This window comes from Parafilimonas terrae, from assembly GCF_900115755.1.
GTDB lineage: Bacteria > Bacteroidota > Bacteroidia > Chitinophagales > Chitinophagaceae > Parafilimonas > Parafilimonas terrae.
On the sequence record NZ_FOXQ01000007.1, the window covers coordinates 184,632 to 210,579 of the forward strand.

The 25,948-nt window shown below is 38.0% G+C and carries 23 protein-coding genes and 1 riboswitch; of the genes, 11 read left to right on the plus strand and 12 right to left on the minus strand.

Annotated features, from left to right (window positions below; all coding sequences use genetic code 11):
- Window positions 1–31: 31 nt before the first annotated feature.
- Window positions 32–832, plus strand: a complete 801-nt coding sequence (gene proC, locus BM015_RS13085; RefSeq protein ID WP_090659102.1) for a pyrroline-5-carboxylate reductase — start codon at window positions 32–34, stop codon at window positions 830–832.
- On the opposite strand, the gene BM015_RS13090 is transcribed toward proC, so the two are convergent.
- The 3 genes from BM015_RS13090 to BM015_RS13100 form a co-directional block, all read right to left on the minus strand.
- Window positions 833–1,762 (minus strand): NAD-dependent epimerase/dehydratase family protein, encoded by a 930-nt coding sequence (locus BM015_RS13090; RefSeq protein ID WP_090659103.1) that lies wholly within the window; start codon window positions 1,760–1,762, stop codon window positions 833–835. It lies immediately after the preceding gene.
- A gap of 29 nt (window positions 1,763–1,791) precedes the next feature.
- Window positions 1,792–3,177, minus strand: a complete 1,386-nt coding sequence (locus BM015_RS13095) for a patatin-like phospholipase family protein (RefSeq protein WP_090659105.1) — start codon at window positions 3,175–3,177, stop codon at window positions 1,792–1,794.
- Between the two features lie 117 nt (window positions 3,178–3,294).
- The gene (locus BM015_RS13100; protein WP_090659107.1) at window positions 3,295–4,458 is read right to left on the minus strand and encodes a cystathionine gamma-synthase; all 1,164 of its coding nucleotides are present in this window, start codon (window positions 4,456–4,458) and stop codon (window positions 3,295–3,297) included.
- Window positions 4,459–4,820: 362 nt separating this feature from the next.
- On the opposite strand from BM015_RS13100, the gene BM015_RS13105 reads away from it, so the two are divergent.
- Window positions 4,821–5,285, plus strand: a complete 465-nt coding sequence (locus BM015_RS13105; protein WP_143075859.1) for a hypothetical protein — start codon at window positions 4,821–4,823, stop codon at window positions 5,283–5,285.
- 77 nt (window positions 5,286–5,362) lie between these two features.
- On the opposite strand, the gene BM015_RS13110 is transcribed toward BM015_RS13105, so the two are convergent.
- From BM015_RS13110 to BM015_RS13135, 6 genes are all read right to left on the minus strand, one after another.
- A complete protein-coding gene (locus BM015_RS13110; RefSeq protein ID WP_090659111.1) occupies window positions 5,363–5,950 on the minus strand; it encodes an acyl carrier protein phosphodiesterase in 588 nt (195 codons plus the stop codon).
- Between the two features lies 1 nt (window position 5,951).
- Complete coding sequence (locus BM015_RS13115; RefSeq protein ID WP_090659113.1) at window positions 5,952–7,385, minus strand: alpha/beta hydrolase family protein; 1,434 nt, start codon at window positions 7,383–7,385, stop codon at window positions 5,952–5,954.
- A 2-nt stretch (window positions 7,386–7,387) separates the two neighbouring features.
- A complete protein-coding gene (locus tag BM015_RS13120; protein WP_090659115.1) occupies window positions 7,388–8,047 on the minus strand; it encodes an SdpI family protein in 660 nt (219 codons plus the stop codon).
- Between the two features lies 1 nt (window position 8,048).
- Complete coding sequence (locus BM015_RS13125; RefSeq protein ID WP_090659118.1) at window positions 8,049–8,315, minus strand: autorepressor SdpR family transcription factor; 267 nt, start codon at window positions 8,313–8,315, stop codon at window positions 8,049–8,051.
- A 135-nt stretch (window positions 8,316–8,450) separates the two neighbouring features.
- Window positions 8,451–9,428 carry a Gfo/Idh/MocA family protein gene (locus BM015_RS13130; protein WP_090659120.1) on the minus strand — a complete coding sequence of 326 codons (978 nt, stop codon included), beginning with the start codon at window positions 9,426–9,428 and terminating at the stop codon, window positions 8,451–8,453.
- Window positions 9,429–9,450: 22 nt separating this feature from the next.
- Entirely contained in the window at window positions 9,451–10,932 is a 1,482-nt protein-coding gene (locus BM015_RS13135; protein ID WP_090659121.1) for an alpha-amylase, read from the minus strand.
- Between the two features lie 140 nt (window positions 10,933–11,072).
- Between BM015_RS13135 and BM015_RS13140 the strand changes: the two genes are divergently transcribed.
- The 5 genes from BM015_RS13140 to BM015_RS13160 all read left to right on the plus strand — a co-directional run bounded on the left by BM015_RS13140 (window position 11,073) and on the right by BM015_RS13160 (window position 16,961).
- Window positions 11,073–11,537 (plus strand): hypothetical protein, encoded by a 465-nt coding sequence (locus BM015_RS13140; protein WP_090659123.1) that lies wholly within the window; start codon window positions 11,073–11,075, stop codon window positions 11,535–11,537.
- A gap of 71 nt (window positions 11,538–11,608) precedes the next feature.
- A complete protein-coding gene (gene ku, locus BM015_RS13145) occupies window positions 11,609–12,382 on the plus strand; it encodes a non-homologous end joining protein Ku (RefSeq protein WP_090659125.1) in 774 nt (257 codons plus the stop codon).
- A gap of 100 nt (window positions 12,383–12,482) precedes the next feature.
- Window positions 12,483–12,596: riboswitch (SAM riboswitch) on the plus strand.
- A gap of 427 nt (window positions 12,597–13,023) precedes the next feature.
- Window positions 13,024–14,331 carry an O-acetylhomoserine aminocarboxypropyltransferase/cysteine synthase family protein gene (locus BM015_RS13150; protein WP_090659127.1) on the plus strand — a complete coding sequence of 436 codons (1,308 nt, stop codon included), beginning with the start codon at window positions 13,024–13,026 and terminating at the stop codon, window positions 14,329–14,331.
- A gap of 118 nt (window positions 14,332–14,449) precedes the next feature.
- Window positions 14,450–15,496, plus strand: coding sequence for a homoserine O-acetyltransferase family protein (locus tag BM015_RS13155; RefSeq protein ID WP_090659213.1), 1,047 nt, complete (start codon window positions 14,450–14,452; stop codon window positions 15,494–15,496).
- 187 nt (window positions 15,497–15,683) lie between these two features.
- Window positions 15,684–16,961 carry a homoserine dehydrogenase gene (locus BM015_RS13160; RefSeq protein WP_090659129.1) on the plus strand — a complete coding sequence of 426 codons (1,278 nt, stop codon included), beginning with the start codon at window positions 15,684–15,686 and terminating at the stop codon, window positions 16,959–16,961.
- Window positions 16,962–16,973: 12 nt separating this feature from the next.
- Here BM015_RS13160 and BM015_RS13165 read toward each other — a convergent pair whose 3' ends face one another.
- Window positions 16,974–18,587, minus strand: a complete 1,614-nt coding sequence (locus BM015_RS13165) for an energy transducer TonB (RefSeq protein WP_177191903.1) — start codon at window positions 18,585–18,587, stop codon at window positions 16,974–16,976.
- Window positions 18,588–19,058: 471 nt separating this feature from the next.
- On the opposite strand from BM015_RS13165, the gene dnaA reads away from it, so the two are divergent.
- Complete coding sequence (gene dnaA / locus BM015_RS13170) at window positions 19,059–20,504, plus strand: chromosomal replication initiator protein DnaA (protein ID WP_245751411.1); 1,446 nt, start codon at window positions 19,059–19,061, stop codon at window positions 20,502–20,504.
- A gap of 83 nt (window positions 20,505–20,587) precedes the next feature.
- On the opposite strand, the gene BM015_RS13175 is transcribed toward dnaA, so the two are convergent.
- Both BM015_RS13175 and BM015_RS13180 read right to left on the minus strand, forming a co-directional pair.
- Window positions 20,588–21,052: a GNAT family N-acetyltransferase gene (locus tag BM015_RS13175; protein ID WP_090659133.1), complete on the minus strand. Its 465-nt coding sequence runs from the start codon at window positions 21,050–21,052 to the stop codon at window positions 20,588–20,590.
- The gene (locus BM015_RS13180; protein ID WP_090659135.1) at window positions 21,039–21,635 is read right to left on the minus strand and encodes a pseudouridine synthase; all 597 of its coding nucleotides are present in this window, start codon (window positions 21,633–21,635) and stop codon (window positions 21,039–21,041) included. Before BM015_RS13180 ends, BM015_RS13175 begins: the two co-directional genes overlap by 14 nt.
- Before the next feature lie 296 nt (window positions 21,636–21,931).
- Here BM015_RS13180 and lpxD point away from each other — a divergent pair, with 296 nt between their 5' ends.
- The 3 genes from lpxD (at window position 21,932) to BM015_RS13195 (ending at window position 25,806) form a co-directional block, all read left to right on the plus strand.
- Entirely contained in the window at window positions 21,932–22,900 is a 969-nt protein-coding gene (lpxD, locus tag BM015_RS13185) for a UDP-3-O-(3-hydroxymyristoyl)glucosamine N-acyltransferase (RefSeq protein ID WP_090659137.1), read from the plus strand.
- Between the two features lie 92 nt (window positions 22,901–22,992).
- Window positions 22,993–23,328, plus strand: a complete 336-nt coding sequence (locus BM015_RS13190; RefSeq protein WP_090659141.1) for a hypothetical protein — start codon at window positions 22,993–22,995, stop codon at window positions 23,326–23,328.
- Between the two features lie 69 nt (window positions 23,329–23,397).
- The gene (locus BM015_RS13195; RefSeq protein WP_090659143.1) at window positions 23,398–25,806 is read left to right on the plus strand and encodes a TonB-dependent receptor; all 2,409 of its coding nucleotides are present in this window, start codon (window positions 23,398–23,400) and stop codon (window positions 25,804–25,806) included.
- The last annotated feature ends 142 nt before the right edge of the window (window positions 25,807–25,948 follow it).

Consider the following 25,948-nt stretch of genomic DNA (forward strand, 5'->3'; position numbering starts at 1 on the left):
AATTATATAAGTACTTACACAATTACAATTTATGAAAGACAGGATTGCAATTATAGGCGGAGGCAACCTCGGTTCTGCCATTGCCGAAGGACTCATAAGCAGCAGGTTTGCAAAACCGCAGCATATTATTCTTACGAAAAGGAATATTGACACATTGCGTTCACTGGAAGAACGCGGTGTAATGGTAAGCAGCAATAATAAAGATGCAGCGCGTTATGCAAAATGGATCATTCTTGCTGTAAAGCCTTTCCAGGTAAAAGATATACTGGAACAGTTGAAGGATGACCTTGACCCGCTTAAGCACCAGATTGTAAGCGTAATGACCGGCGTGTGGATTAAAGACATCCAGGAAATATTAGGCACAGAGTTTACAGTTTTTCGTGCCATGCCTAATACAGCCATTGCCATCAGGCAGAGTATAACCTGTATATGCAGTCACGGCGCTAATGAAGATCAGTCGCAGTTTATTGCAGAATTGTTCAGCCAGTTGGGCAAGGTTGTTTTTATTGAAGAAAAGTTAATGGATGCCGCTACGGTGCTTGGCGCCTGCGGCACTGCATACGCTATGCGCTACATACGCGCTAACATACAAGGTGGTATTGAAATTGGGTTTGATGCCAAAACCGCATCATTGATTGCCGCACAAACGGTTAAAGGCGCCGCAGAATTATTGCTTACGCAGCATACGCATCCTGAGCAAGAGATTGATAAAGTTACAACGCCCAAAGGCTGTACCATTGCGGGTTTGAATGAAATGGAACACCAGGGTTTCAGTTCATCTTTAATTAAAGGCGTGGTTACAAGCTATAAAAAGATTGTGAACGATATGTAGCTATTGACTTTTCATCCACTCAATAGTTCCTTGTATTCCTTTTTTGTAAGGAGTGGGTTTATAATTAAAAGCCTTCTCAAACTTAGATGAATCAAAAATGTAATCATATTCATTTTGATACAACATCTCTTTTAACTCCCGCATCAGAGAATTAAACAAAGCGGCAATTGCAATAACAAACTTTGGTATGGTTTGAATTTTATGCGGCATGCCTGTTTCGTCTGCAATCATGCTTATAAAATCAATTGATGATAATGCAGGTCGTGCTGTTGGCAAATGCCATGTTTGCCCAAAAGCTTCTTCGTGCTGCGATAAAATATATAAAGCTTCGGCTGCATCTTTTGTATAAGTATAAGAATGCAGCGGTTTTGCGGAAGCCATTACCTGCGGTGTTTTATTATGAAGCAGTTTATCAAACGCCAAAATACCTATAACACTTTTTGCACCGGCGCCAGGGCCATAAAAATCTGCGGCCCGTGCAATGAGCGCCTTAATGCTGCCCGTTTTCATTTCATTCAACAGTGTGGTTGCGATGGCAGCGCGAACCTGGCCTTTTTTACTCACGGGTTTAAATGGCGTTTCTTCCGTCATGGGGCCGCTTACCTTTCCATACATATAAACATTATCAAAAAATATAAGCTTTGCATTAGTTGCTTTGCAGGCATTAATAACATGCTGCATAATCTTTGGCCATTGTTTACGCCACACTTCAATTTTATATTCAAGGCCGATTAACAGATAAACAATACCCGAGCCTTCAACTGCTTTTAAAACCTGTTCATAATTGGTTGCGTCAGCCGCTATTGTTTCAACGCCATCAACAGGTTTTGGGCTTCTTGATACTAACCTTACCCTTTCATTATATTGTAACAATATTGGTAGTAATTCGCTGGCAATGCTGCCGTTTGCACCGAGTATGGTGTGTAACATATAGCTCTATATTATCATTTTTACAATATTCATTGCCGCATAACTTCTATAAGCTGATTGATCATGTTACTTAAAACACTGTGTTGCTCATCGCTGCTCATTTCATCCAATGGACTTTCCGGATCATTCACAAACTGAATGGCGCTAAAAGGGTTTTTTTCATTGTCAATGCGTGAAACTGATACCGGAAAAATACGCACATTTTGATTTTCTGCTTCCTTCATAAAATAATTAAGCTCATTGGTTGTAATGAAATTTGAGCTAATAAAGTTTGGGCTTACGAGGCAAATGGCAAGCCTTGTTTGAGACAGGGCATTCTTTATAGCATCGTGCCAGTAAGTACCGGGAATAATTTCCTTATCATCCCAAACCTTTATACCATGAAATGCTTCGACAGGTGCCAGCATGAGCTGCAGTTTGTTGAACCATTCCTCATCTTTATGGCTATAACTTATAAAAACCTGGTGGCGGCCGGTTGTTTGCCGGTTAAATTTTTGTAACAGCGCAATATTTCTTTCGCGGGCCATATCCAGTCCGTAAGCGTTCTTATTGGATGGCGCAATATTTTCTATTCTTATAAACCTGTTTAAATCGTTATGGCATAAAGCAAGCATTCTTTCCATATCTCTTTCGCCGGCGAGTATTAAGGACTTTATGCGTTCATTGGAAATATTGAAATCTTCTGCCTGTTGTTCACCGCAATTTATTTCAACGATAATACTGGCAGGCATTTGCTGCAAGCTAAAGGCATCGGTGCCTGCGGCTGCCGATTGTATCATAGAAGTTATAAATTTTGGAAAGCTCTTATGAATGTTGTCTGAAAGCCCTGCACTGTTTTTCAAAACAACTACCGGGGCGCCATTGCTTTCTGCCGCTGCCACCCATCCCGGGCTTTCTGATGCTATACCACCATCCACCAGCAGCATATTTTCAACCGCTACAGGCGCAAATGCGGGTGGTATGGCTGTTGCAATAATTAGCAGCTCAGCAACTTTCCAGCGGGGATGTGTGTCTTTGTTAATGCTAAGCAGTTGTTGCCTGTTTAAGTCAAGCGCCAGTGTGCTATAAGGAATAGGCAGATTTGCGAGTTCAGGATTATCACCAACAAAATCTTTTAATAAACTTTCATAATCCGGGTGATGATAAATAGCATAGGGGTACCGAAAGAAAGCCAGGTATTTATTCCAAACCCGTTTACGCAGATACTTTTTAATGGGGTTGGCTAAAACTTTTTCTTCAACTTCTTCTGGAGATAAGCCCAGGCAAAAAAGCATACCGATAACAGAGCCCATGCTGCTTGCTGAAATACCGCTTATGACGTAGCCGGCTTTTAAAAGCGCCTTGTATGCGCCTATATAGCTATAGCATCGCACGCCACCACTACTACAAAGCAGATGTACCTGTTTGCCTGGCATATTGCTACATTTTTATTGTGCATAAATGTAACAGATATGCTGCTTACATCAAAAAGCCAATTCGGTGCCTATGTATTTCACAAGGATGTGAAGTGTGTTGTATTTTATATTAATTTATCAACCAATAGCCTGGCTCAAATCTTCAATCAAATCATCTGCATCTTCAATCCCAATGCTTAAACGGATGAGCGAATCTTTCAAGCCATTCTTTATTCTTTCTTCCTTCGGTATGGAAGCATGCGTCATTGTTGCTGGATGATTGATTAAACTTTCAACGCCGCCAAGGCTTTCTGCCAACGCTATAATTTTAGTTGAAGTAACAACGCGTTTTAATTCTGCCGCACTTTCATCTTTCAGTTCAAAACTTATCATACCGCCAAAACCACGCATTTGTTTTTTAGCAATTGCATGGTTTGGATGATCTTCAAAACCAGGCCAGTAAACTTTTGCCACTTTTGGATGGATCCGTAAATACTTTGCAATTTTTTCCCCGTTCTCACAATGCCGCTGCATACGTACATGCAAAGTTTTTATGCCACGCAAAACAAGAAAACAATCCTGCGGGCCTGGCACCGCCCCACTGCTTTTCTGAATAAAATATAAATCATCGCGCAATTGTTTATCATTCATAACCAAACATCCTTGCACAACATCACTGTGGCCACCGAGGTATTTTGTTGATGAATGCATTACGATATCTGCGCCGAGGTCAAGCGGGTTTTGCAGGTAAGGAGAAGCAAAAGTGTTATCAACGCAAACCAATAATTTATGCTGCTTTGCCAGTTGGGTAACGGCAGCAATGTCAACGATATTCATCAACGGGTTGGTTGGCGTTTCTATCCAGATGAGCTTTGTATTAGATGTTATAGCATCGCTTACATTTTTAATATCCTGCTGATTGATGTATAAAAACTTAATCCCGAATTTTTCAAACAGTTTCGAGAACAGACGGTATGTGCCGCCATACATATCGTTAGATGCAATTACTTCATCACCCGGGTTTAATAGCCGTATTACAGCATCTGTTGCCGAAACGCCGCTGCTAAAAGCCAAACCATATTTACCATTTTCAATTTGTGCACAGGCATTTTCCAATGCAGTTCTTGTTGGGTTACCGGCACGTGAATAATCATAACCTTTATGTGTATCGGGTGCAGACTGAACATAAGTGGATGTTTGATAAACAGGCGTCATTATGGCGCCGGTGGAAGGATCTGGCTCAACACCAGCATGTATGAATTTTGTACCCAACCCTTTGTATGATTTTGCTTCATTACTCATAAAATCTCTTTATTGAATTGTTTATAATCGAGCTTTTGCTTTAAAACTATTTTCTTATTGTTTGCAAAGATTACAAAAACTGGCTCATATTGAGATTGTCTTCAACCGTTCATCATTGCTTTAACACAACTTAACAAAAGCATATTGCCGCAGGCTTATGCAATCATATTTATTTCAGTGGTTAAAAATCCGGTTTTAGTTGCCTGTTTTTTTATTTAGGGAATGTAACATGAATGATTGCATGATATTTAACTGTCTTTAACAAACCAGTGGTGTATAATGCTTTGCATGCGCTTATTGCTCCGCCTACATTCGATTATCAAAATCAAAATAAAGTTTCAAAAAAATAAAAATTAAATACTATGAAAAAGATCTTGGTTTCATGTGCAAGCGGATTATTATTAGCATTGTCAGTGGCAGCCGCACCGGGCTCAAAAATTGTTGAACAATTTAAAAAAACATTTCCCAATGCAGTGAATGTAAAATGGAATGAAGCAGAAGGTGGCTACTTTGTAAGCTTTTATGAGAATGGCAATTTTGAAAAAATATTGTACAATAAAAAAGGAGCATTTATGCGCTCATGGAAATATTCTGATGGAAAGGATTTGCCAACAAACATTGTAATGACGTTGAATAAAAAAGTAAGTTCAGGCACTATAAAAGGCGTAACGGAAACTACCAGCGGCAACAGTACTTCTTACGAAGTAAAAGTTGAAAAAAACGATAAATTATATTGTTTGAATATAGCTGCAAACGGAACAGTAACCGGCGAGGAAGAATTTACTAATGCCAATGCAAATAAACCGGTAAATACTGCTAAAAATTAATTCAATATATATACACAAAACAAATGGCTGCATAAATAACAATGCAGCCATTTTTGTATTATAACATGAGTAAATTATCAGCTCAATCTTTTCAATTCGTTATAGGCAAACTGTTTAACCGCTGGAAAAAATTCATTATAACATTCCTGCAATTCTTCATAGTTTTTTTCAAAAGCAGCAAATACTTCAGCGCTGTTATCAAGATATTTCGCACGGCGCGCCAGCCCTCCAAAGCTCTTTTCTATTCCATGTAAAGTTTGATAATTATATAACCAGTTATCGCCTTTCATATAAGGAAAAATACGGGCAAATTTTTCCGGAAGGGCATTACTGTTTTCTTCAAGAATTTTATAAACAAACTGTGAGAATTGCAAGAGGCCTTCATCTTCAAACTCATTCTTGTCCCGCGCAAGAAAATGATCATACACAATGTCAATAAAAGCGCCTGCATATAAGCCAACTGCAGGTTTAAAAAATTGCTTTGCCGCTTTTGTTACCGGGTGCTCATCGGTAAATGTGTCTATGTTGCGATGAAGCATTATGCCTTTTTGAATTGCTTCATTGAACTCAAACCGCTTTTTACCTTTCACAAAATCACTTATCATATTGCCCACTAATATTTCGGGCTGATGAAAGGAAAGCCAGGCATGGGCGAGATAGTTCATTCTATTTCACATTTTGATTAAGCCATGTTGTAATTGCCTGCAATGCAACAGGGGAAATTGTTTCTTCCAGTTTTCCATATTCAGCAACTGTGCAGGTTTTGCAGGCCTGGAATAAATGATTAAGGCCGGGCAATTCTTTTACCTGGAATTTTTTTGTTTTACCACTGATTAATGCATTTTGTATTGCGGGCAAATTCTGGCTTGCTACAACCTGTATGTCTTTACTGCCGTTTAACGCAAGCACTTTCACTTTCTTTAATTTAGTTAGGTAAGGCTGCGGATCAAATTGTATAAAATATTTAAACCAGGGCGTGGATGCCATTGCTATTTGTTCCTTAATATATTGCCTGTTATCATCAGGTGTTTTAAAGCCAAGTTTATGAAGGTCTGTTGTATCAATTTTCGCCTGCCAGTTAGTTAATATCGGCAAAGCATTATTTAACGCCGAGGTCGTATCAGGCGCGTTCATTATTACAGGCATCAATTGTTTATACAGTGATTTAAAGTTTTCTGAAAATGAAGCATTCATTCCTGCAGAACGCATAATGGCTGCATTCTGCTCTGCCATCAAATCAATGATTTTTACGCCCGGCGCTGCAAGCAAAACCATAAACTTTACATCCTTTCTCGCAGATGCAACTATTGGCGCAATCATGCCGCCTTCACTGTGGCCAAGCAGGCCAATCTTTTTATCATTTACTTCAGGCCTTGATCTTAGATAGTCAAGCGAAGCGTTTACATCTTTTGCAAAGTCTGCTGAAGTGGAAGCTGCAAAATTGCCGGTGCTGTTACCTATGCCGCGGTCATCAACCCGCAACACAACAAAACCATCACGGGTAAGCGCATCAGCCAATACAGCAAAAGGTTTATGGCCAAATATTGTTTCATCGCGGTCTTGTTGCCCGGAACCTGTAATCAATACTATAGCGGGAAACTTTTTGCCGTTTTGCGGAATGGTGATGGTTCCACCATATTGCAAACCATTCTTTGTATAAACCACTTCTTCGCTCCTGTATGGGAATGGTGGTTTTGGTGTTTGCGGACGAAGAACCACGGGTGGCGGCGGCACTACGCCCCTGTGAAAATCAAGCGGTACATTGGCCACCTGTGTAAAGGTGCCGGAAAGCGTTGTATCATTCAGCAGCTTACCTGTATAACTTACTTTATATTTACTGATAGTAAAAGTAAGCAGCTCATTTCCCGAAGCGTCTTTGGTTATTAAAACGGTATCGCATTTAATGCCAATAGCTTTTTGATCGGGGCTGTCAAAGGTAGCCGTATAGGTTTCATCCGGTTGCAGCTTTACGTGCAATATAAGCCTGATGTCTCCAGCCACTTTAAGCGTTGCGCTCCACATACCTGAAAAATTTGCCTGGGCAGTTAGCCTGTTAATTGCAAAAAAACTTATGGCAATTATTAAGAGCTTTAGTTTCATACTTATAATTTGTTTGTTTGATTCTTGTAAATTCTGTACGAATAAATTACCGGAATAATAATTATTGCAGCCATAATTACTGCGCTTACATACAAGGCCGAATCACCGGCAAATATAAAAGCCGTAAGGGCTATACATAAGCCGCCAAAAAACCAAAGTTTACCTGCTAACCTGTGTGTGCGGCGCCAGTTATCTTCACTCTCCAGCGTCCAGGGCAGGCGCATGCCGGCAAAATAATTAGGTTTTATATTGTACATATTGCTTCCAATCAATGCAAATAATAAGCCCATTGCAATAAAAACAAATTTCATTATTACAGATGGATCGTTGTGCATGCTTGCATAAATAACCATCATGGAAATGGCTGAAAGATAAGCACACACATATAAACCCATTCTTTGCATGCGGTCTTTATTCAGGGATGCCGTTTTTTTGGGATCGATCCTGTAAATATTGCTCACGATTAAATACACGCCTGCGTTAATAATAATCAATGCAACAATAATGCGCTGGAAACTTTCACGGCTGCTATAACCATCCGCATTGCCATGTATATCAAAATGCGTGGGAACTGTTGCAGGAATTTTATTCCATACAACAGCAAGGTAAACGGCAGGCGCAAGCAATACCAGCCAGATGATGTTGCGTAGCAGTGTCTTCATACTATTTATTCTTTTTAGGTTTAAACTGTAAAAGCCATTTTACAATTTCATCCATTACCGTTGTGTTTAATGAATAATAAATAAACTGGCCTTCTTTTTTGGTGGTTACCAGCTTCGCCTGCTTCAGTAAATCAAGATGATGCGAAATACTGGGAAATGAAATATTGAAATTCTCTGCTATTTCGCCCGCCGTAAGGTCATTTTTCTGCAACATTTCGAGTATCTGCCGGCGGGTTGCATCATTCAAAGCTTTAAATACAATATTCATTTAAACGTTTGTATATTTAGACAAATATCTAAATATTTTCAGGTAAATAAAAAACATAATGGATAACTGCCGGTCTAATGCTTTTAAGCGGTAAAACAGATCAGGTGGTTTCATAAAGCGCCTGGCCAGTAATATTCATTCATCATGAGGATAAACAATGCCAAGCTGTGAACGCACATCGTCCATGATTTTCACAACATCAAGGCTTGCATTATGCGGAATAATCCTGCTTTCAATTTTATTGTTGCGCAGGCATTTAATAACATCTTCTATTTCATACTGAAAGCCCCTGCCCTGCCACGAAGGGTAATGTTCCTGCGTTGGTGCATTAATAATATGAACATCAATTCTTTCGGGATGCTCAGTCCAGGGCCTTTTTACACGTATCGTTCCTTTGCTGCCATAAATCCATGCATTGTTTTGTGTTTGTGTAATGATGGAAGATTCAAGCATAGCATATTTCCCGTCATCATATTTGAGCGTAACACCACAGGTTTCATCAATATGTGATTCGTTTACTTTTCCGCAGGCAAATATTTTATCAGGATTACCCAATAAAAGATAACTCAAATAAATAGTGTAAACACCCACATCAAGCAAAGAACCTCCGCCCAGCTCAGGATTGAAAAAGCGGTTGGTTTTATCCTTCTCTGCTATAAAACTCATATCGGCATGCACATGCAATATTTCACCTATCGTTTTTGACTGGATGGCATTAAAAAGAAATTGAAAGCTTGGAAGAAAACGTGTCCACAAACCTTCCATTAAAAAAGTATTATGTTTTCTGGATGCTTCAATAAGCCCGCTCACCTGTTTCCCATTTATAGCAAGCGGCTTCTCGCATAAAACCGGTATTTTATTTTCAAGGCAAAACAGCGCCTGGTCGTAATGCAATGGATGCGGTGTTGCAATATAAACCGCATCAGGCCTTTGCGTTAATAGATCATTTATATCCTTTATTGCAAAGCCCGCATGCTGATGTGCAAACTCTTTTGCATGCGCATATGTGTGGCCCAGCACAGCGCCCACCTCACATTTCTCATCTTTGACATATTGTAAGTCGTTTACAAATTCCCTGGCAATATTTCCAGGGCCGATTATTCCCCATTTCATAGATTATATTTCCGTTGATATTTTATTTTATGGATTCAAGCGCTTCTTCTTTAATCCATATACTTATGCTACGCGATTTTACCGGAAAAATTGCTGCGCCATCAGCGTTTGTAACAACGGCATCTGCAAAGCTTCCCGTTACATCAATAAATTTTCTGTTCCCATTCAGGCCGCTTAAATTCATTTCTTTAAACCCATCATCGCCGTTTGATAACACCACCACAAAACCTGCATTGCGGTTTTGTTCTGTGCCCGAAACAAACCAGCTTATGCAATTGGGATGATCGAAATAATCATGCTGTTCGCCTTCAAACAAATTCTTTCGTATCATCAGCATTTTATACAAATTGGGAACGGGTGCAAGATGTATATCATTGCCATTCACATTATAGGAAGCGCCATAATAACTTGGATGAAATACGCAGGGAATACCTTCCTGCCGCAATAATATTAAGGCGTTAGCATGTGGCTTAAACCAGTAATCAACAAAAGATTCCAGCGCCTGCGCGGGTTGTGTATCGTGGTTATCAACAAACGTTACAGCACTTTGCGAACGTGTTTGCAATAAAGTGTTATTAAATATACCGGCCAGGTTAAAATCTTTGCCCTGCCTGGATGCATCAAAAAAATTACGATGGAGCGGTACATCAAAAAGCTGCACCCGGTTTTCCATTACATCAAGATATTCGTGCAGGTATTTTAGATCGCTGCTCCAGTATTCGGCAACGGTAAAAAAATCTTTCTGAAATGTTTCTTTAAGATAATCGAGCCATTCTTTATAAAATCGCGCCGAAATATGTTTTACCGCATCCAGGCGCAGGCTATCTATATAGCAGGTTTCAATAAACCATTTGCCCCAGTATTTCAGTTCAGCGGTAACATTAGGGTTTCTGAATTCTATATCAGCGCCAAGCAGGTAATCAAAATTGCCAAACTCATCCCCCACCACATCATCCCATAAATCACCATAACCATTGATGATTTTGTAAATACATTTTTCATTGTCGCTGGAACATTCATCTATGCCGGTAAACGCATGAAAATCCCAAACAAATTCAGAATATTTTTTATTACGCCCGGGGAAATAATATTTTGTATTAATATCTTTTTCAAATGGCTCTGAAATAACTTTATTGCGATCCTGGTAATCTACCTTTATAACATTCACTCTTTCGGTTTCGTCAGCGCCGTTTTTATGGTTAAGCACAATATCGCCCATGGCGCCCAGGTTATGTTTGTGTAAAGTTTTTACCGCATTAATAAACTGCTTTTTAGTTCCATACCTGGTTTTCACCGAACCTTTTTGGTCAAATTCACCAAGATCAAAAAGATCGTAAACGTCGTAACCCACGCCGTCTGCGCCGGCAGATGATTTATATGGAGGCGGAAGCCATACATCTGAAATCCCTAACCATTCGAGATGATGCGCCTGCTCCATCACCTGCTTCCACAGCTTCCCTTTTGGATAATACCAATGGAAAAACTGAAAAATTGTCTTTCGCATATAATTGAGATAAATTAAGTAATTTTAGTTCCCTTCGGCAGTCTGGAAAAAGTTCTGAGAATTTAATCATTTGCTAAAATCATACCATTAGTACGGGCATATAATTTGCGGCATTTGTTAAACAATTAAAAGCGAGTGTTATGGTATTTGTGACGGTTACTCCAAATGAAGCAGCGCATTATTCTTACATCTGCATGCGCTTAAAAAACATGGTAAACAAAATGTGCGAAGCCCGCAAAACCCTTGAAGCTGCGGCTAATGCCAGCTTTGACAAACCATTTGCAAAGTGCATGTATATGCTAACATCAGAATCACTGCAGTGTGAGAATGAAATACGCGCCCACATTGATTCTATGATATGTAACGACAATGAAGACGAGCATCATACTGAGAACAAAAAACTAATGCCTGTGAAAAAAATTTCAAGCGTTGAAAGCGTTTGCGATTTCTTTGAAGAAGTTTATTTAAAATCATACAGGAAATTATTGAGGGATAAAAAATTCGGCGCTTCACTTAAAAGCCTTATACGAAACCATCTGCAGCAATTTACAGCAAGCCTTATGCAAATGCGTTTGTTTAACGATGTAAAAACAATGTCTTATTAAATTTATTGGGGGAAGTCTTCCCCATTTCAAATATCAGGCACAATATTTTCACCGATATCGAAAAAAATAATATGAGATCTTTATGGAGCGGCTCAATAAGTTTTGGGCTTGTAAATATTCCCATTAAATTATACAGTGCCATACAATCCGGCAGCCTCGACCTGGACATGCTTGACAAAAAAGATCATTCAAACATCCAGTTTAAAAGAGTGAATGAAAAAACAGGAAAAGAAGTTGCCTGGGATAATATTGTAAAAGGTTATAAAGTAGATAACCAATATGTGATACTAACTGATGAGGATTTTAAAAAAGCCAGCCCGGAAAAAACAAAAACAATCGACATAACTGAATTTGTAAAAGTGGAAGAAGTTTCACCCATTTACTATGATTCCGCATATTATATAGAGCCTGAAAAAAATGGCGCTAAAGCTTATGTATTATTGCGCGATTCACTTGTAAAAGCAAAAAAAGCGGCAATAGGCAGTTTTGTTTTGCGCAATAAAGAAAACCTTTGTCTTATATCGCCCTCAGAAAATATATTAGTGTTGCATAAAATCCGTTTTGCAGAAGAAGTAAGAAGCACGGAAGATATAAAAGTGCCCGATTCAAAAGTGAGCACCGCCGAAATAAATATGGCCATAAAACTGATTGATCAGCTTAGCAGCAAATTTGATATATCGGATTTTAAAGACACTTATACAGAAACTTTGCTGAAGTTTATAAAAGCAAAGGCCAAGGGCAAAAAATTTACAACACCAAAAATGCGTGTAGTGCATTCGGGAGCAAAAGACCTTATGTCTGAATTGAAAGCAAGCCTTTCGCATACAAAACGCAAAGCATCGTAACAATCAATTGCCCGCATTAATTCATATTTCCAACACTTTCATAACAAAATAAATTACACTGGTCTTTCAAAGCTTTATACATTTGCACCCGGTTCTTTATAACTTATCAAGAAAGGCAGAGGGATTGGCCCGATGAAGCCTTAGCAACCACTCCGGCTTATGCCGGAAAAAGGTGCCAACTCCAACTCCAATTTAAAATTGGGAGAGATAAGTCAGGATTAATGCTCATAAAATATCTTCAACAATATTCAAAGCGCTTCTGACTTGTCCGGAAGCGCTTTTTGTTTTATTCCAGGAAGTTTTAAAGAATTATGTATGCAATGTTTGCAAAAACCTATTGTGTAAAGCCGTGAATTAAACAGCTTAACAATGAATTAAAAATTTTTTAAGTGACAAACAAAAATCTCAAGTACATTTGCAGTGCATTTTTACACAGCATGTTACAAAAACAGCAAAATATTAATACTATCATTACTGCACAAGCTACCGTGTGCATTTGTTGTATTTGTTGTTGTATGCCGCAAGGCATAACTATATAACCCCCTCGCCGGGCTTCGCCCGTTTTTTATTGAAAATTCCTCTCTCACAAAACAAGCAAAAGCTTAAGCATTTATTAATTCCTTATACAAAAAAAACTTTTTATGAGTTATCGTTTTGAAACACTTCAATTACATGCCGGCCAGCAAATTGATCCCACTACAAAATCACGTGCTGTGCCCATTTACCAAACCACTTCTTTTGGATTTGACAATACCGAACATGCTGCCAACCTTTTTGGCTTAAAACAATTCGGCAATATTTATACGCGTATCATGAATCCTACAACGGATGTATTGGAACAGCGTATTGCTGCATTGGAAGGTGGTACTGCGGGCCTTGCTGTTGCCTCAGGCCAGGCATCACAATTTATTGCGCTTAACAATATTTTACAGGCGGGCGACAATTTTGTTTCCACCTCTTATTTGTATGGCGGCACTTACAACCAGTTTAAAGTTTCTTTTAAAAGGCTGGGCATTGAAGCACGTTTCGCCGATAGCGATGACCCCGAAAATTTTGTAAAGCATATTGATAAAAACACAAAAGCTATTTACCTGGAAACAGTAGGCAATCCACGCTTAAACGTGCCTGACTTTGAAAAATTTGCAGCCATAGCAAAAGAATATGATGTGCCCTTGGTGGTTGATAATACATTCGGCGCTGCTGGTTATTTATTCAGGCCGATTGAGCTTGGTGCAAACGTAGTAGTAGCTGCTGCAACCAAATGGATTGGCGGTCATGGCACCAGCATAGGCGGCGTAATTGTTGATGGCGGTAATTATAACTGGGGCAATGGAAAGTTCCCCCAATTCTCAGAGCCAAGCGAAGGTTATCATGGTTTAAATTTCTGGGAAACTTTTGGCGAAGGCAATCCACTCGGGTTACCCAATATTGCTTTCGCTATTCGGGCAAGGGTTGAAGGTTTAAGAGATTTTGGCCCGGCGCTCAGCCCGTTTAATTCGTTTTTGTTTTTGCAGGGTGTAGAAACTTTAAGCCTGCGCGTAGAACGCACTGTTGAAAATACTTTGGCATTGGCGCAGTGGCTCGAACAGCATCCTAATGTTGAATTTGTTTGGTACCCCGGTTTGGAAAGCAGCCCTTATAATGCTCTGGCAAAAAAATACTTGCCGAAAGGCGCCGGCGGCGTTCTTCAGTTTGGTATAAAAGGTGGCATTGAAAATGGCAGCAAGTTTATTAATTCATTAAAACTTACCAGCCATCTTGCAAACATGGGCGATGCAAAAACCCTGGCCATTCACCCGGCATCTACTACGCATGAACAGTTAACAGAAGAAGAAAGGGCATCAGCAGGTGTGCTGCCAAACCTGGTGCGCATAAGTGTGGGCATAGAACATATTGAGGATATTAAAGCAGATTTTGAACAGGCTTTCGAAGCTGTTTTTTCTAAATAGTTGTGTTGTAATTTTTATATGAAAGTTTAATGTTCACGGTTTAAAATGTTCACAAGTTTACAGCGCTTAATCAACCTGTGAACTTGTGAACTTCGTGAATAACTACAAAAAAAAGAAAGTGTCAAAAACGTTTACCTGTAATAAACCATTTAAACTGGAAAGCGGCGCCGTATTAAATGGCTTTCATCTTGCTTATACCACGCATGGAAAATTGAATGCAGACAAGAGCAATGTGGTTTGGATATTCCATGCATTAACAGCCAACAGCGATCCTGCTGAATGGTGGGGCGGTCTCGTGGGCAACGATAAATTCTTCGACCCAAAAAAATATTTTATTGTTTGTGTAAATATGCCCGGCAGTTGCTACGGCAGCATCAATGCATTTGATATAAACCCGGCAACTAATAATTCCTGGTATCATGCATTTCCCTGGTTTACCACGAGAGACATGGTGCGCACTTATCGGCATTTAAAAAATCACTTAGGTATTTCTAAAATTCATATCGGCATTGGCGGCAGCATGGGCGGCCAGCAATTACTGGAGTGGAGTATAGAAGAACCGGAACTGTTTCAATATATCATTCCTATTGCTACTAATGCATTTCATTCAGCCTGGGGTGTGGCATTTAATGCATCGCAACGTTTTGCAATTGAAAATGATGCTACCTGGAAAGAACACCATGTAGACGCAGGATTGGAAGGCATGAAAACTGCGCGTTCAATCGCTTTGCTTTCTTACAGGAGTTATGATACTTATAAACTCACACAAAAAATAACATCGGATAATTTGAACAGCAGGGAACGCAGTTCAGAAAGCTATCAGCAATACCAGGGCGAAAAATTGGCTAAACGCTTTAATGCATTTAGCTATTATTTTTTAAGCAAGGGAATGGATAACCATAATGTTGGCCGGGGCCGTGAAAGCACAGTTAAGGCACTGGAACAAATTAAAGCAAAGGCTTTGGTTATCGGTATTTCAAGTGACTTACTTTTTCCGCCAACAGAGCAGGAATTTATAGCGGCGCATGTGCCTTATGCAGAATTCAGGGAAATACATTCGCCTTATGGGCACGATGGGTTTTTATTGGAGTATGAACAGATAGAAGAAGCCATTAAAACATTTTTGTATAATAAGGTAGAAGAAGAAGCATTGGTAACTGTGTAATTAATGGTTAACCGATATCATTTATTTAAGGCTTATTTTTTTAAATAAACAATAATCAATGCTCAATATCCAATAATCATTTTTACTGAATTGCAATTGAACATTGATTATTGTTTTGTTGAATATTGAATATTTTCTTAAATAAACCACATTGAACGAATAATAAATAACAACTAATAATTTATATATGGGCAAGGCAATTAATAACAACGGAAAATATCATAAGAAACTAACGATAGGCTTATTTGGTTTTGGTGTGGTAGGTGAAGGTTTATACAAAGCGCTTCAGCAAACATCTTCTTTAAATGCGACTATAAAAAAGGTTTGTATTAAACATCCGGGCAAAAAAAGAAATGCACCGGAAGAATTGTTTACAACTGATAAAGATGAATTATTGAACGATGAAGAAATAAATGTAATTGTTGAAGTGATAAATGAAAGCGAACCGGCTTTTGAAATTGTTTCAACAGCTTTATTAAACGGCAAACATGCCGTAAGCGCCAGTAAAAAAATGATAGCGGAACATCTCCCCAAGTTATTAGAACTGCAAAAACAAACCGGTAAATCGTTTTTATGCGAAGCTGCAGCCTGTGCTTCCATCCCCGTTATAAGAAACCTGGAAGAATATTACGATAACGATTTGTTGCATTCATTAAAAGCAATCGTAAATGGTTCTACCAATTTTATTCTTACAAAAATGTTTGAAGAAAGCCTGAGCTTTAAAGATGCATTATTGCTGGCACAGCAGTTAGGTTTTGCAGAAAGTGATCCTACATTAGATGTGGATGGATGGGATGCTGTAAACAAATGGGCCATTTTATTAACACATGCGTATGGTATAGTTGAACATCCGGATAATATTGTTTTCAGCGGCATTCAGAATATACAATCAGGCGATGCATTAGTGGCTAAGGAAAAACATTACGACATTAAGCTCGTAGCGCAGGCAAAGAAATTATTAAATGGAAAAGTGGCTGCGTTTGTATTGCCACAGTTTGTAAAAGCAGATGATCATTTATCATTTGTAAAAAATGAATATAACGGCGTTGTTCTTGAAAGCTCTTTTGCCGATAAACAATTTTTTTATGGCAAAGGCGCCGGCAGTTTTCCCACGGCTTCTGCCGTGCTGAGCGACATATCTGCATTGCGCTATAATTACAGGTATGAATATAAAAAATTATACCACCATATTGTTCCTGAATTAAGCGAAGATTTTTATGTCAAAGCTTATGTAAGCTTCGATGACTGGCAATATATTCCCAAAGAAAAATTTGAATGGATTGAAGAATGGCATGCTGAAGCAGAACGCAAATATCTCGTTGGCGTTTTGCCTTTCACTGAACTAAAAAATAATAACTGGTGGAGGGAAAATAATACTTCGCTGATCTTATCGCCCGAACCGGTTATTGAAGATGTGGAAATAAGAAGATTAAAGAAGAAGAGTTTGGAACTGGCGGGTATTTAATACCTGCCATTATTAATTAGAAACCACAAAAACAATAGTTTGTTTTTGACGGTATTTTACATTTTTCCCGTCCCTGATAGCAGGCATCCATTTAGGCATTTTTTTCATAACACGCACTGCTTCTTCTGCTGTTCCGTAACCGGGATCGTTTTCTGCTTTCACTTCAGAAATGTTTCCTGTTTCATCAACTAAAAAGCTAACGGTAACGCTATATTTTCCTTTAGGTGCTCCGTTATTGGCAGGAACCATGCTGTTCAAATTACGGGTAATATACATTAACCAATTACCCGGAAACTTAGCCTCAACCTGCACAACACTATAAACGCCTGATGTGTCTATGTATTTTGCAGGATCATTTTCTTTTACTAAATCTTCATTATAAATTAAATAACTAACATGAAACGAGTCATTTTTCAAAGTATCAATTAGCATGTTTAGTTTCAGATTAACATTGTGCATTACTTTTTCCGCATTCATATAATATGGATAAAGGTTTATTATATGCGAGAAATAATAATCCATCTTATTTATTTGCCGCTTCGTTAAATTAGAATAATAAACCGAATTCACAATGTAACCGGATGTATCAACAGTTAATCCAATGTTTCCGGTTATTTTAAGAAAAGAACTTTTTTCGTTTTTTGAAAAAGCCGCACTAAAATAAGATGTAACAGGAGACTTAAATCTTTTAAAATAAGGATCTTTTGCCAAGCGGAATTTGATTAAAGAATCATACAAAACGCTTTTTATTATATCAAAAAACAATTTATCATTATCATTTGTATTCTTTGCATTCGCTTCAATAAACGGCGTTTCATTATTCACCAGGAAATTCACCAACTTATTTTCTGCATTCAATCCATTAGGCGCTAATTCGAACACAAAATTTGTATGATAAAACTGATCAATTTTTGCCAGGTTTGATGGAGTTAAACTAAACTGGAAATCTGTTACTGTTGGAATAAAGCCATTATTGAACTGAGTTCTATTAGGCTTAGGTTTTCCTTTCTTATAAACCAAAGAAAAAAACAACCGCTTTTCAGGCACCTTATTATAACAATTAAAAACACCTTCTTTTAAACCATCTTCCACAGTGCCTTCAATTATAAAGCTCTTTTTTCCATAATAAAATTCGGGCAACTGGTTCTGCAAATCCACAACAAATTTACCATTACCATCTTTTAGCACCGTATCACCTTTTTCATTTATAATGAATATTGGAGTAAAATCTGATTCACTTTTACAATTAAATATGCCAGTTGTTTTTCCTTCTAAATCATAAAAAAACCAATTCCCACTCATGTTGTTGTCTAAAAATTGGCCCTTTATCAGTTTAGTTCCATCCTTCGCATAAAAATTAAAATTCCCTTCTTTTAGGCCATTATTATTATAATATCCTCGCATTTCCAATTGGCCATTTATATAATAATCTTCAACAATTCCTTTATAAAAAATTGATTTCTCTTTGTTCAATGTACATACCCTGTAATATTCCGCAACGGGTTTTTCACATATTGACCAATACTCATCAAAATAAATCGTATCCTTTTTTTCCTGGGAGATTGCAGTGCAGCAATACAAAAGTGATATTGCAAATAAGAGCCAGGGCTTGCGTTTTATGAACATGAATGCAGTTATTATAGTTGGCATTAAAAACTGAAATTCGTGAAAAATTTTAAATCGCTGGTAAATTCAAAACTTTGTTTCCATAACAATTTATCAACAGAATTTTTCATCAAACTTAAGCTGCGTAAGGCTTTCAGAAAAAAGGTTCATAAACAAAAAAATCATGAACCTTTTTTATATTAAAAATTTCCTCTTTACTACATAATTTTTATCAAAAAAACAAAGGGAAATTTTTTTTTAATCGCATTAAAAAAACATCAACATGCTGATGTTATTCATTTATAAATATTTGTGTTTCTAAAATTCTTTTTTGCGTGACTGAAGTAAAAAGAATGCGCTTAAAAAAATTTTTTTTTCAACATATTAGTTTTGATATTCGTCCTCCTGTCCCCAAAGAAATTCCGTTATGAAAATCATGGAACTTTTTTTGGGATTTTTTATCAGTTGAATAGAATCTACTAACTCAAATTAATGTTTGAAATTGCTATGAATAAAACCGCAGATAAAGTATGGGAAAATTGTTTAAAGATTATAAAAGATATAGTAGAGTGGCAGCATTTTAAAACATGGTTTGAACCAATCAACCCTCTCGAATTAAATGGCAATGTTTTATTAATTGAAGTTCCAAGCCAATTCTTTTTTGAGTACCTTGAAGAGCATTATGTAACACTTCTTGCAAAAACACTTAAACGTGAGCTTGGTAAAACTGCAAGACTTGAATATCGCATCTTGGTTGACAGCGGCAGTAAAGGAAAGAATGGCAGTATGGATGTGCCTGCCGGTAATATAAAATTTTATAACAATAACGAAATGAGCTTTCCTCTTGTAATAAATGATGAGGTTAAAAACCCTTTCGTCATTCCGGGTATAAAGAAAATGCAGATTGACCCGCAGCTCAATCCTGCTTATGTATTCGATTCATTTATTGAAGGTGATTGTAACCGTGTGGCGCGCCGTGCAGGCAAAACTGTTGCTGAGAAACCCGGGGCAAGTTCATTTAACCCGTTGGTTATATATGGCGGTGTGGGTTTAGGTAAAACGCATCTTGGCCAGTCAATAGGCAATGAAGTAAAACGCCTGCACCCGCACAAGATTGTTTTATATGTGAGCAGTGAAAAATTTATTAACCAGTTCCAGGATCACAGCCGCAATAATGCCATCAACGATTTTATTCATTTTTACCAGTTGATAGATGTTTTAATAATTGATGATGTGCAGTTCTTTGCCAAAGCTGAAAAATCGCAGGATGCACTCTTTGCTATCTTCAATCATTTACATCAAAGCGGCAAACAACTGGTGCTTACATCTGATAAACCTCCGAAAGATCTTGATGGCATGCAGGAACGTTTACTAAGCCGCTTTCGCTGGGGTTTAAGCGCCGATTTGCAGGTGCCCGATTATGAAACACGCATTGAAATTCTTGAGCGTAAAATGAAAAATGACGGGCTTGAATTGCCAAAGGATGTTGTAAAATATGTAGCTTATAATATCAGTAATAATGTACGCGAACTGGAAGGCGCTATGATTTCTTTGCTGGCCCAGTCTTCACTTAATAAAAGAGAAATAGACCTTGACCTGGCAAAGAAAGTATTGCGCAATTTTATACGCACCAGCAGCAAAGAAATTACTATTGATGCCATTCAGAAAATGGTTTGTGAATTCTTTGCAGTGCCTTATGATAAATTGCTGCAGAAAACACGTAAACGTGAAATTGTACAGGCAAGGCAAATAACCATGTACCTTGCAAAAGCTTTTACTAAAAACTCCTTAAAAACTATTGGCGAACATTTTGGTGGCAGAGATCATACAACCGTTATACACAGCTGCCAGACTGTAAAAGACCTCATGGATACAGATAGCTTGTTCCGCGAGAACGTTGTAGAACTTACGCAAAAGGTTCAGCTTGCTGCTATGTAAGCTGAAGAAATAATTCTTATGACAACTAAAGCAACCTACAAAAAGGCGTCCTGAATTTCAATACTCAGGGCGCCTTTTCGTTTTCATTCATTTTCCATATTCTTATAAACATCCGGATTATGCCGCATCATAAACCGGTAAACATAATCATCCGGCACTTTAGTCCATCCAACCTGCTCATATAAACCATGGGCGTCTTTTGTAGTGAGCAGCCACCTTCTTAAATTCTGCAGTTCAGGATGTGCCTGAATTATTTTCATCAGCCACTTTGATAATCCTTTGCCTCTGTATTCGTTTATAATAAACACATCAGCTAAATAGGCAAACGTAGCTTTGTCGGTTATTAATCTTGCAAACCCAATTTGCACATCGTTATAAAACAAACCAAAGCATAAAGAATTTTTAATTGCTTTTTCTATAACATGCATAGGAACACCTTGCGCCCAATACGATTCTTTTGAAAGAAACTGGTGTATAACATTAACATCAAGTTTGGAAACATCTGTTGTTATCCAATACATTTCATCACGCACTTCATACACTTCCATGAAACAGTTTTTTATAAATTGATTTTTGAGAAAGCTCTATCATTGTACCAAGCTTCATATCATTTAAAGTAATGTCTTCAATGCGATGGCGGATTAAACGGAGTGTTGGAAAACCAACCTTTGCCGTCATTTTTCTTACCTGCCTGTTCTTGCCTTCGCGTAAAATTATTTTTATCCATGATGTTGGAATGTTTGCACGATAGCGAACGGGCGGCACACGTTCAGCAACTGCAGGCGCTTCATCAAATATAGTTACATCGCTTGTTTTTGTTTGATGCAAAGAAGATTTTATATTGATCTGTAATCCTTGCTGCATCAGCATTACAGCATCATCAGTTATTTTTCCATCAACCTGCACCCAGTATTCCCTTTCATGTTCAAATGCAGGGTTTAATAACCGGTGATTAAGTTTTGCATCGTTAGTTAATATTAATAACCCTTCGCTGTCTTCATCTAACCTGCCAACAGGATAAACGTTTTTTGGAACAGTAAAATAATCAGCCAGTGTTTTTTTATTATCAATTGATGAAGTGAATTGAGATAAGGTTTTATATGGCTTATATATGATGAAGTAGCGAAACATAATAATAATAAAAAATCCCCCGACTTATCGGGGGACCTTGTATATATATGGGTTAGTAAGTAACTGGGAAAATAAATTTCCCGACACAATATTAGATATAGTTTTTACTTGCACAAAAAAATTTTCAAACAATTTTATGCACAATTTTTTTTATTGATGTGAATTGCTTTAAATAAAAAACAAAAATCAAAAATCAAAAAGTAAATTTTCAAAGCTTAAAATCAATTTATAAAACTTATAAACATGCAGTAAGCCATATACTACAACTTAACTTTGCTGCATTAAATATTAATTCAATGAAGTTTCTTCAACCTGTTTCTTTACATGAGATTGCAGAACTGATAAATGCTGAAATAGTTGGCAACGCTGCATCGCAGGCTTATGGTATAAATGAAATACATAAAGTGGAAGAAGGCGATCTATGTTTTGTTGATCATCCAAAATATTATGAAGCAAGTTTAAACAGCGCAGCAACACACATTATTATTAATACAAAAAATGTAACCGTACCAGCCGGAAAAAATTTACTTGTTACCGAAGAACCGTTTGAAGCCTATTTAAAAATCGTAAATCATTTCCGGCCACTGAATCCCACAAAAGAATTGCAAAATAAAAATGCAGTTATAGGTAAAGACACAGTTATAATGCCGAATGTATTTATTGGTAAAGATGTAAAGATTGGCAATAACTGTGTTATTTATCCGAATGTTACTTTAATGGATTATACAGAGATTGGCAATAATGTTATTATTCAATCCGGAACAGTAATAGGCAGCGATGCTTTTTATTACAACACAAAAAAGAACCGTGAAGTTTGGTATAAGAAAATGCAGAGTTGTGGCAATGTTATTATAGAAGATAATGTTGAGATTGGTGCCAACTGCACCATAGATAGAGGCGTTACCGCTTCAACACGCATAGGTAAAGGAACAAAGATGGATAACCTTGTGCATATTGGCCATGATACAAATGTTGGCTGCAATTGTTTATTTGCTGCACAGGTGGGCATTGCAGGCGCCTCTGTAATTAAAGATGGCGTTGTGCTTTGGGGGCAGGTTGGCGTAAGTAAAACATTAACCATTGGTGAAAATGCAGTGGTGTTTGCACAAAGCGGCGTTCCTTCTTCACTTGATGGCAATAAAATTTATTTTGGCACACCTGCAATTGATGCTCAATCCAAACGCAAAGAACTTGTTTGGGTAAAACGCATTCCTGAAATGTGGGAGAAACTGAAAGCGCTTACAGAAAATAAATCAAACAGCTAATGTTCATTGCATAACGCTGTTAAAGAAATTTAACCATAATTAAAATTTGCAACAATGTTGTAATTTTTACAAGTTGCTTTACTTTTGCTGCGATGAATTTATTGCGTGCATCATATTTCAAAAAAACAAGTGCAATCATTTTTCTTGCGCTGCTTGTGCTGGTGTATGCGGTAAAGGCTTTACACACACATGAAATTTCTTTAGCCTGCCATCATCATCAGTCAGATAACAGCGACACAGATGTAAAAGCAGATTTTTCATGCAGTATCTGCGATTTTCAACTTGCAAAAGACAGTGATGCTTTTATAAACAGGATTGAAATTATAATACCTGAATATCGAATCACTGCTTTTTATCACTATTTCCTGCCTGCATATAATTCCATTGTTGAAAGTTCATCCGGAACAGACCCTCCATTTTTTGCTTAAGTATTTTTTTGATTAACAATTTTAATTATCAGGGTTGATCCCATTAATCAATCTTTTAAAACTTAAGCAATGGGCTATTTAAAATACAAGCTACTATATACAATATTATTATTAAGTGCATTCTCGTATTGCAACGCTCAAAAAACAACTTCGCTTCACGGAAAAATCACCGATGCTAAAACCGGCGCTCCTTTGCCGGGCGCATCTATCCTTATTCATGATATAAATAAAGGTGTTGTTTCCAAACAGGATGGCGCCTACCAGGTAAACAATATTCCACCAGGCAAGTACCTGGTTGAAGTTTCTTACATTGGCTTTTCCACTAATGCCCAAATGATTGATTTAAGGAACTCCCTTCAAAAAGATTTTTTATTAAATGAAACAGCAGTTGAAAATGAAACCGTAACTGTAACGGGCGTTTCATCAGCCACATTAATTAAACAAAACCCGCAGCCGGTAACTGTTATTAAACGACAGGATTTGGTAAATACTACTGCTACTAATTCTATTGATGTACTGACCAAACTGGTGCCGGGTGTAAATGCTGTTACAACCGGGCCTGCTATTTCAAAACCATTTATACGCGGCCTGGGTTATAATCGCGTACTGACTATTAATGATAACGTTCCGCAGGAAGGCCAGCAATGGGGCGATGAGCATGGAATTGAAATTGATGATTACAGCGTGCAGCGTGTTGAAGTATTGAAAGGGCCTGCATCTCTAATGTATGGCAGCGATGCATTAGCGGGCGTTATCAATATTCAATCGCAGGTGCCGGCGCCGGAAGGAACAATCAAGGCAAACTTCTTAAGTGAATATCAAACTAATAATGCATTACGCGGTTTTTATGGCAACATCGCCGGCACAAAAAATGGTTTTAGCTGGAATGCTTACGGCTCGTATAAAGGCGCACAGGATTATAAGAATAAGTATGATGACTATGTTTTCAATTCAAAATTTTACAATAAGAATTTTGGCGGCATGATTGGTTATCGCGGCAACTGGGGATACAGCCATTTGCTTGTGAGCAATTTCGATCAGCATATTGGTATGGTTGAAGGAGATCGCAATGAAACTACCGGGCAATTTATAAAAACATTGCCCGGCGGCGAAGAAGCTATTGCAACGAATGATGATTTTAAAACAACATCAATGGAAACTCCTTTCCAGCACATTCGTCATTTTAAAGTTACAGGCGATAATAATTTTAAAGTTGGTGCAAGCAATGTGGATGTTGTTGTTGGCTATCAGCATAACCAGCGGCAGGAGTTTGGCAATCCTGATGATGCATCAACACCGGATGCATGGTTCAATCTTCAAACCGTTAATTACGCTGTGCGCTGGCATTTGCCTTATAATAATAACTGGCGCACCAGCTTTGGCGTAACAGGCATGTATCAAACCAATGAAAATAAAGCAGAAGAAGTTTTGATACCGGATTATAATTTATTTGATATTGGCGGTTTTGTTTTCACCCAATACACAAAAGATAAACTAACCTTAAGCGGCGGCATAAGATATGACACAAGGCATGCTGTTGGCGATGCCATGCAGGAAGATGGGGAAACTAAATTTGCAGCCTTTAATAAAAACTTTTCAAATATTTCGGGCAGTGCGGGCGTGAGTTATGAAGTATCAAAAACGCTTGCATTAAAAGCCAATATTGCGCGTGGTTTCAGGGCGCCGAATTTTGCAGAGCTGTCAAGCAATGGCGCACATGAAGGCACAAACCGTTATGAAGTAGGTAACCCTGATTTAAAATCTGAAACGAGTTTGCAGGGAGATGCAGGTATTGAACTCACCACGGAACATGTTTCGCTTGATGCAAGTTTATTTTACAACCACATCAGCAATTTTATTTTCTATGAACGCATGCAAAACACTTCAGGCGGCGATTCTTTAATTGTTGATCCCGAAAGCGGCGATGAACTGCAGGTATTTAAATTTGCGCAGCAAACAGCTCATTTATACGGCGCGGAATTCAGTCTCGACATACATCCCCATCCTTTAGACTGGCTGCATTTCAAGAATACATTTTCTTATACACGCGGGCAATTTTCAAAAGCAATCGACGGATCTGATAATATTCCTTTTGTGCCGTCTGCACGCTTAATTACTTCGCTTGCCGTTGATGTTTTGCGCAAAGGCAATTTCATCCGCAACATTACTGCAGGCATTGAAAGCGACTATAATTTTGCGCAGAACGATCCCTTCACCGGTTATAATACAGAAACGGCAACGCCGGGTTACTGGCTAATAGGCGCACATATTTCAGCAGACATTACCAGTAAAGGCCAAACTATATGCACCCTTAGCATTACAGGTGAAAACCTTGGTGATATTGCTTATCAAAATAATTTAAGCCGCTTTAAATATCTCGCTGCTAATAATGTAACAGGCAGGCAAGGGGTGTTTAATATGGGCAGGAATTTTGGCATCAAGCTAAATGTGCCGCTGAGTTTTTTAATAAGTAATTAGTTCTTTTATGATTTAGTTCCGGGCCGTGCAATGATCTATATTTGCCGGCCTTTTTTCAACAAGAAAACAATACATTTTCTAAATTCATAACATCATTTTCTTAACAAATTTTAAGGTTACTTTTACCGGCCTAAAAAAAGGC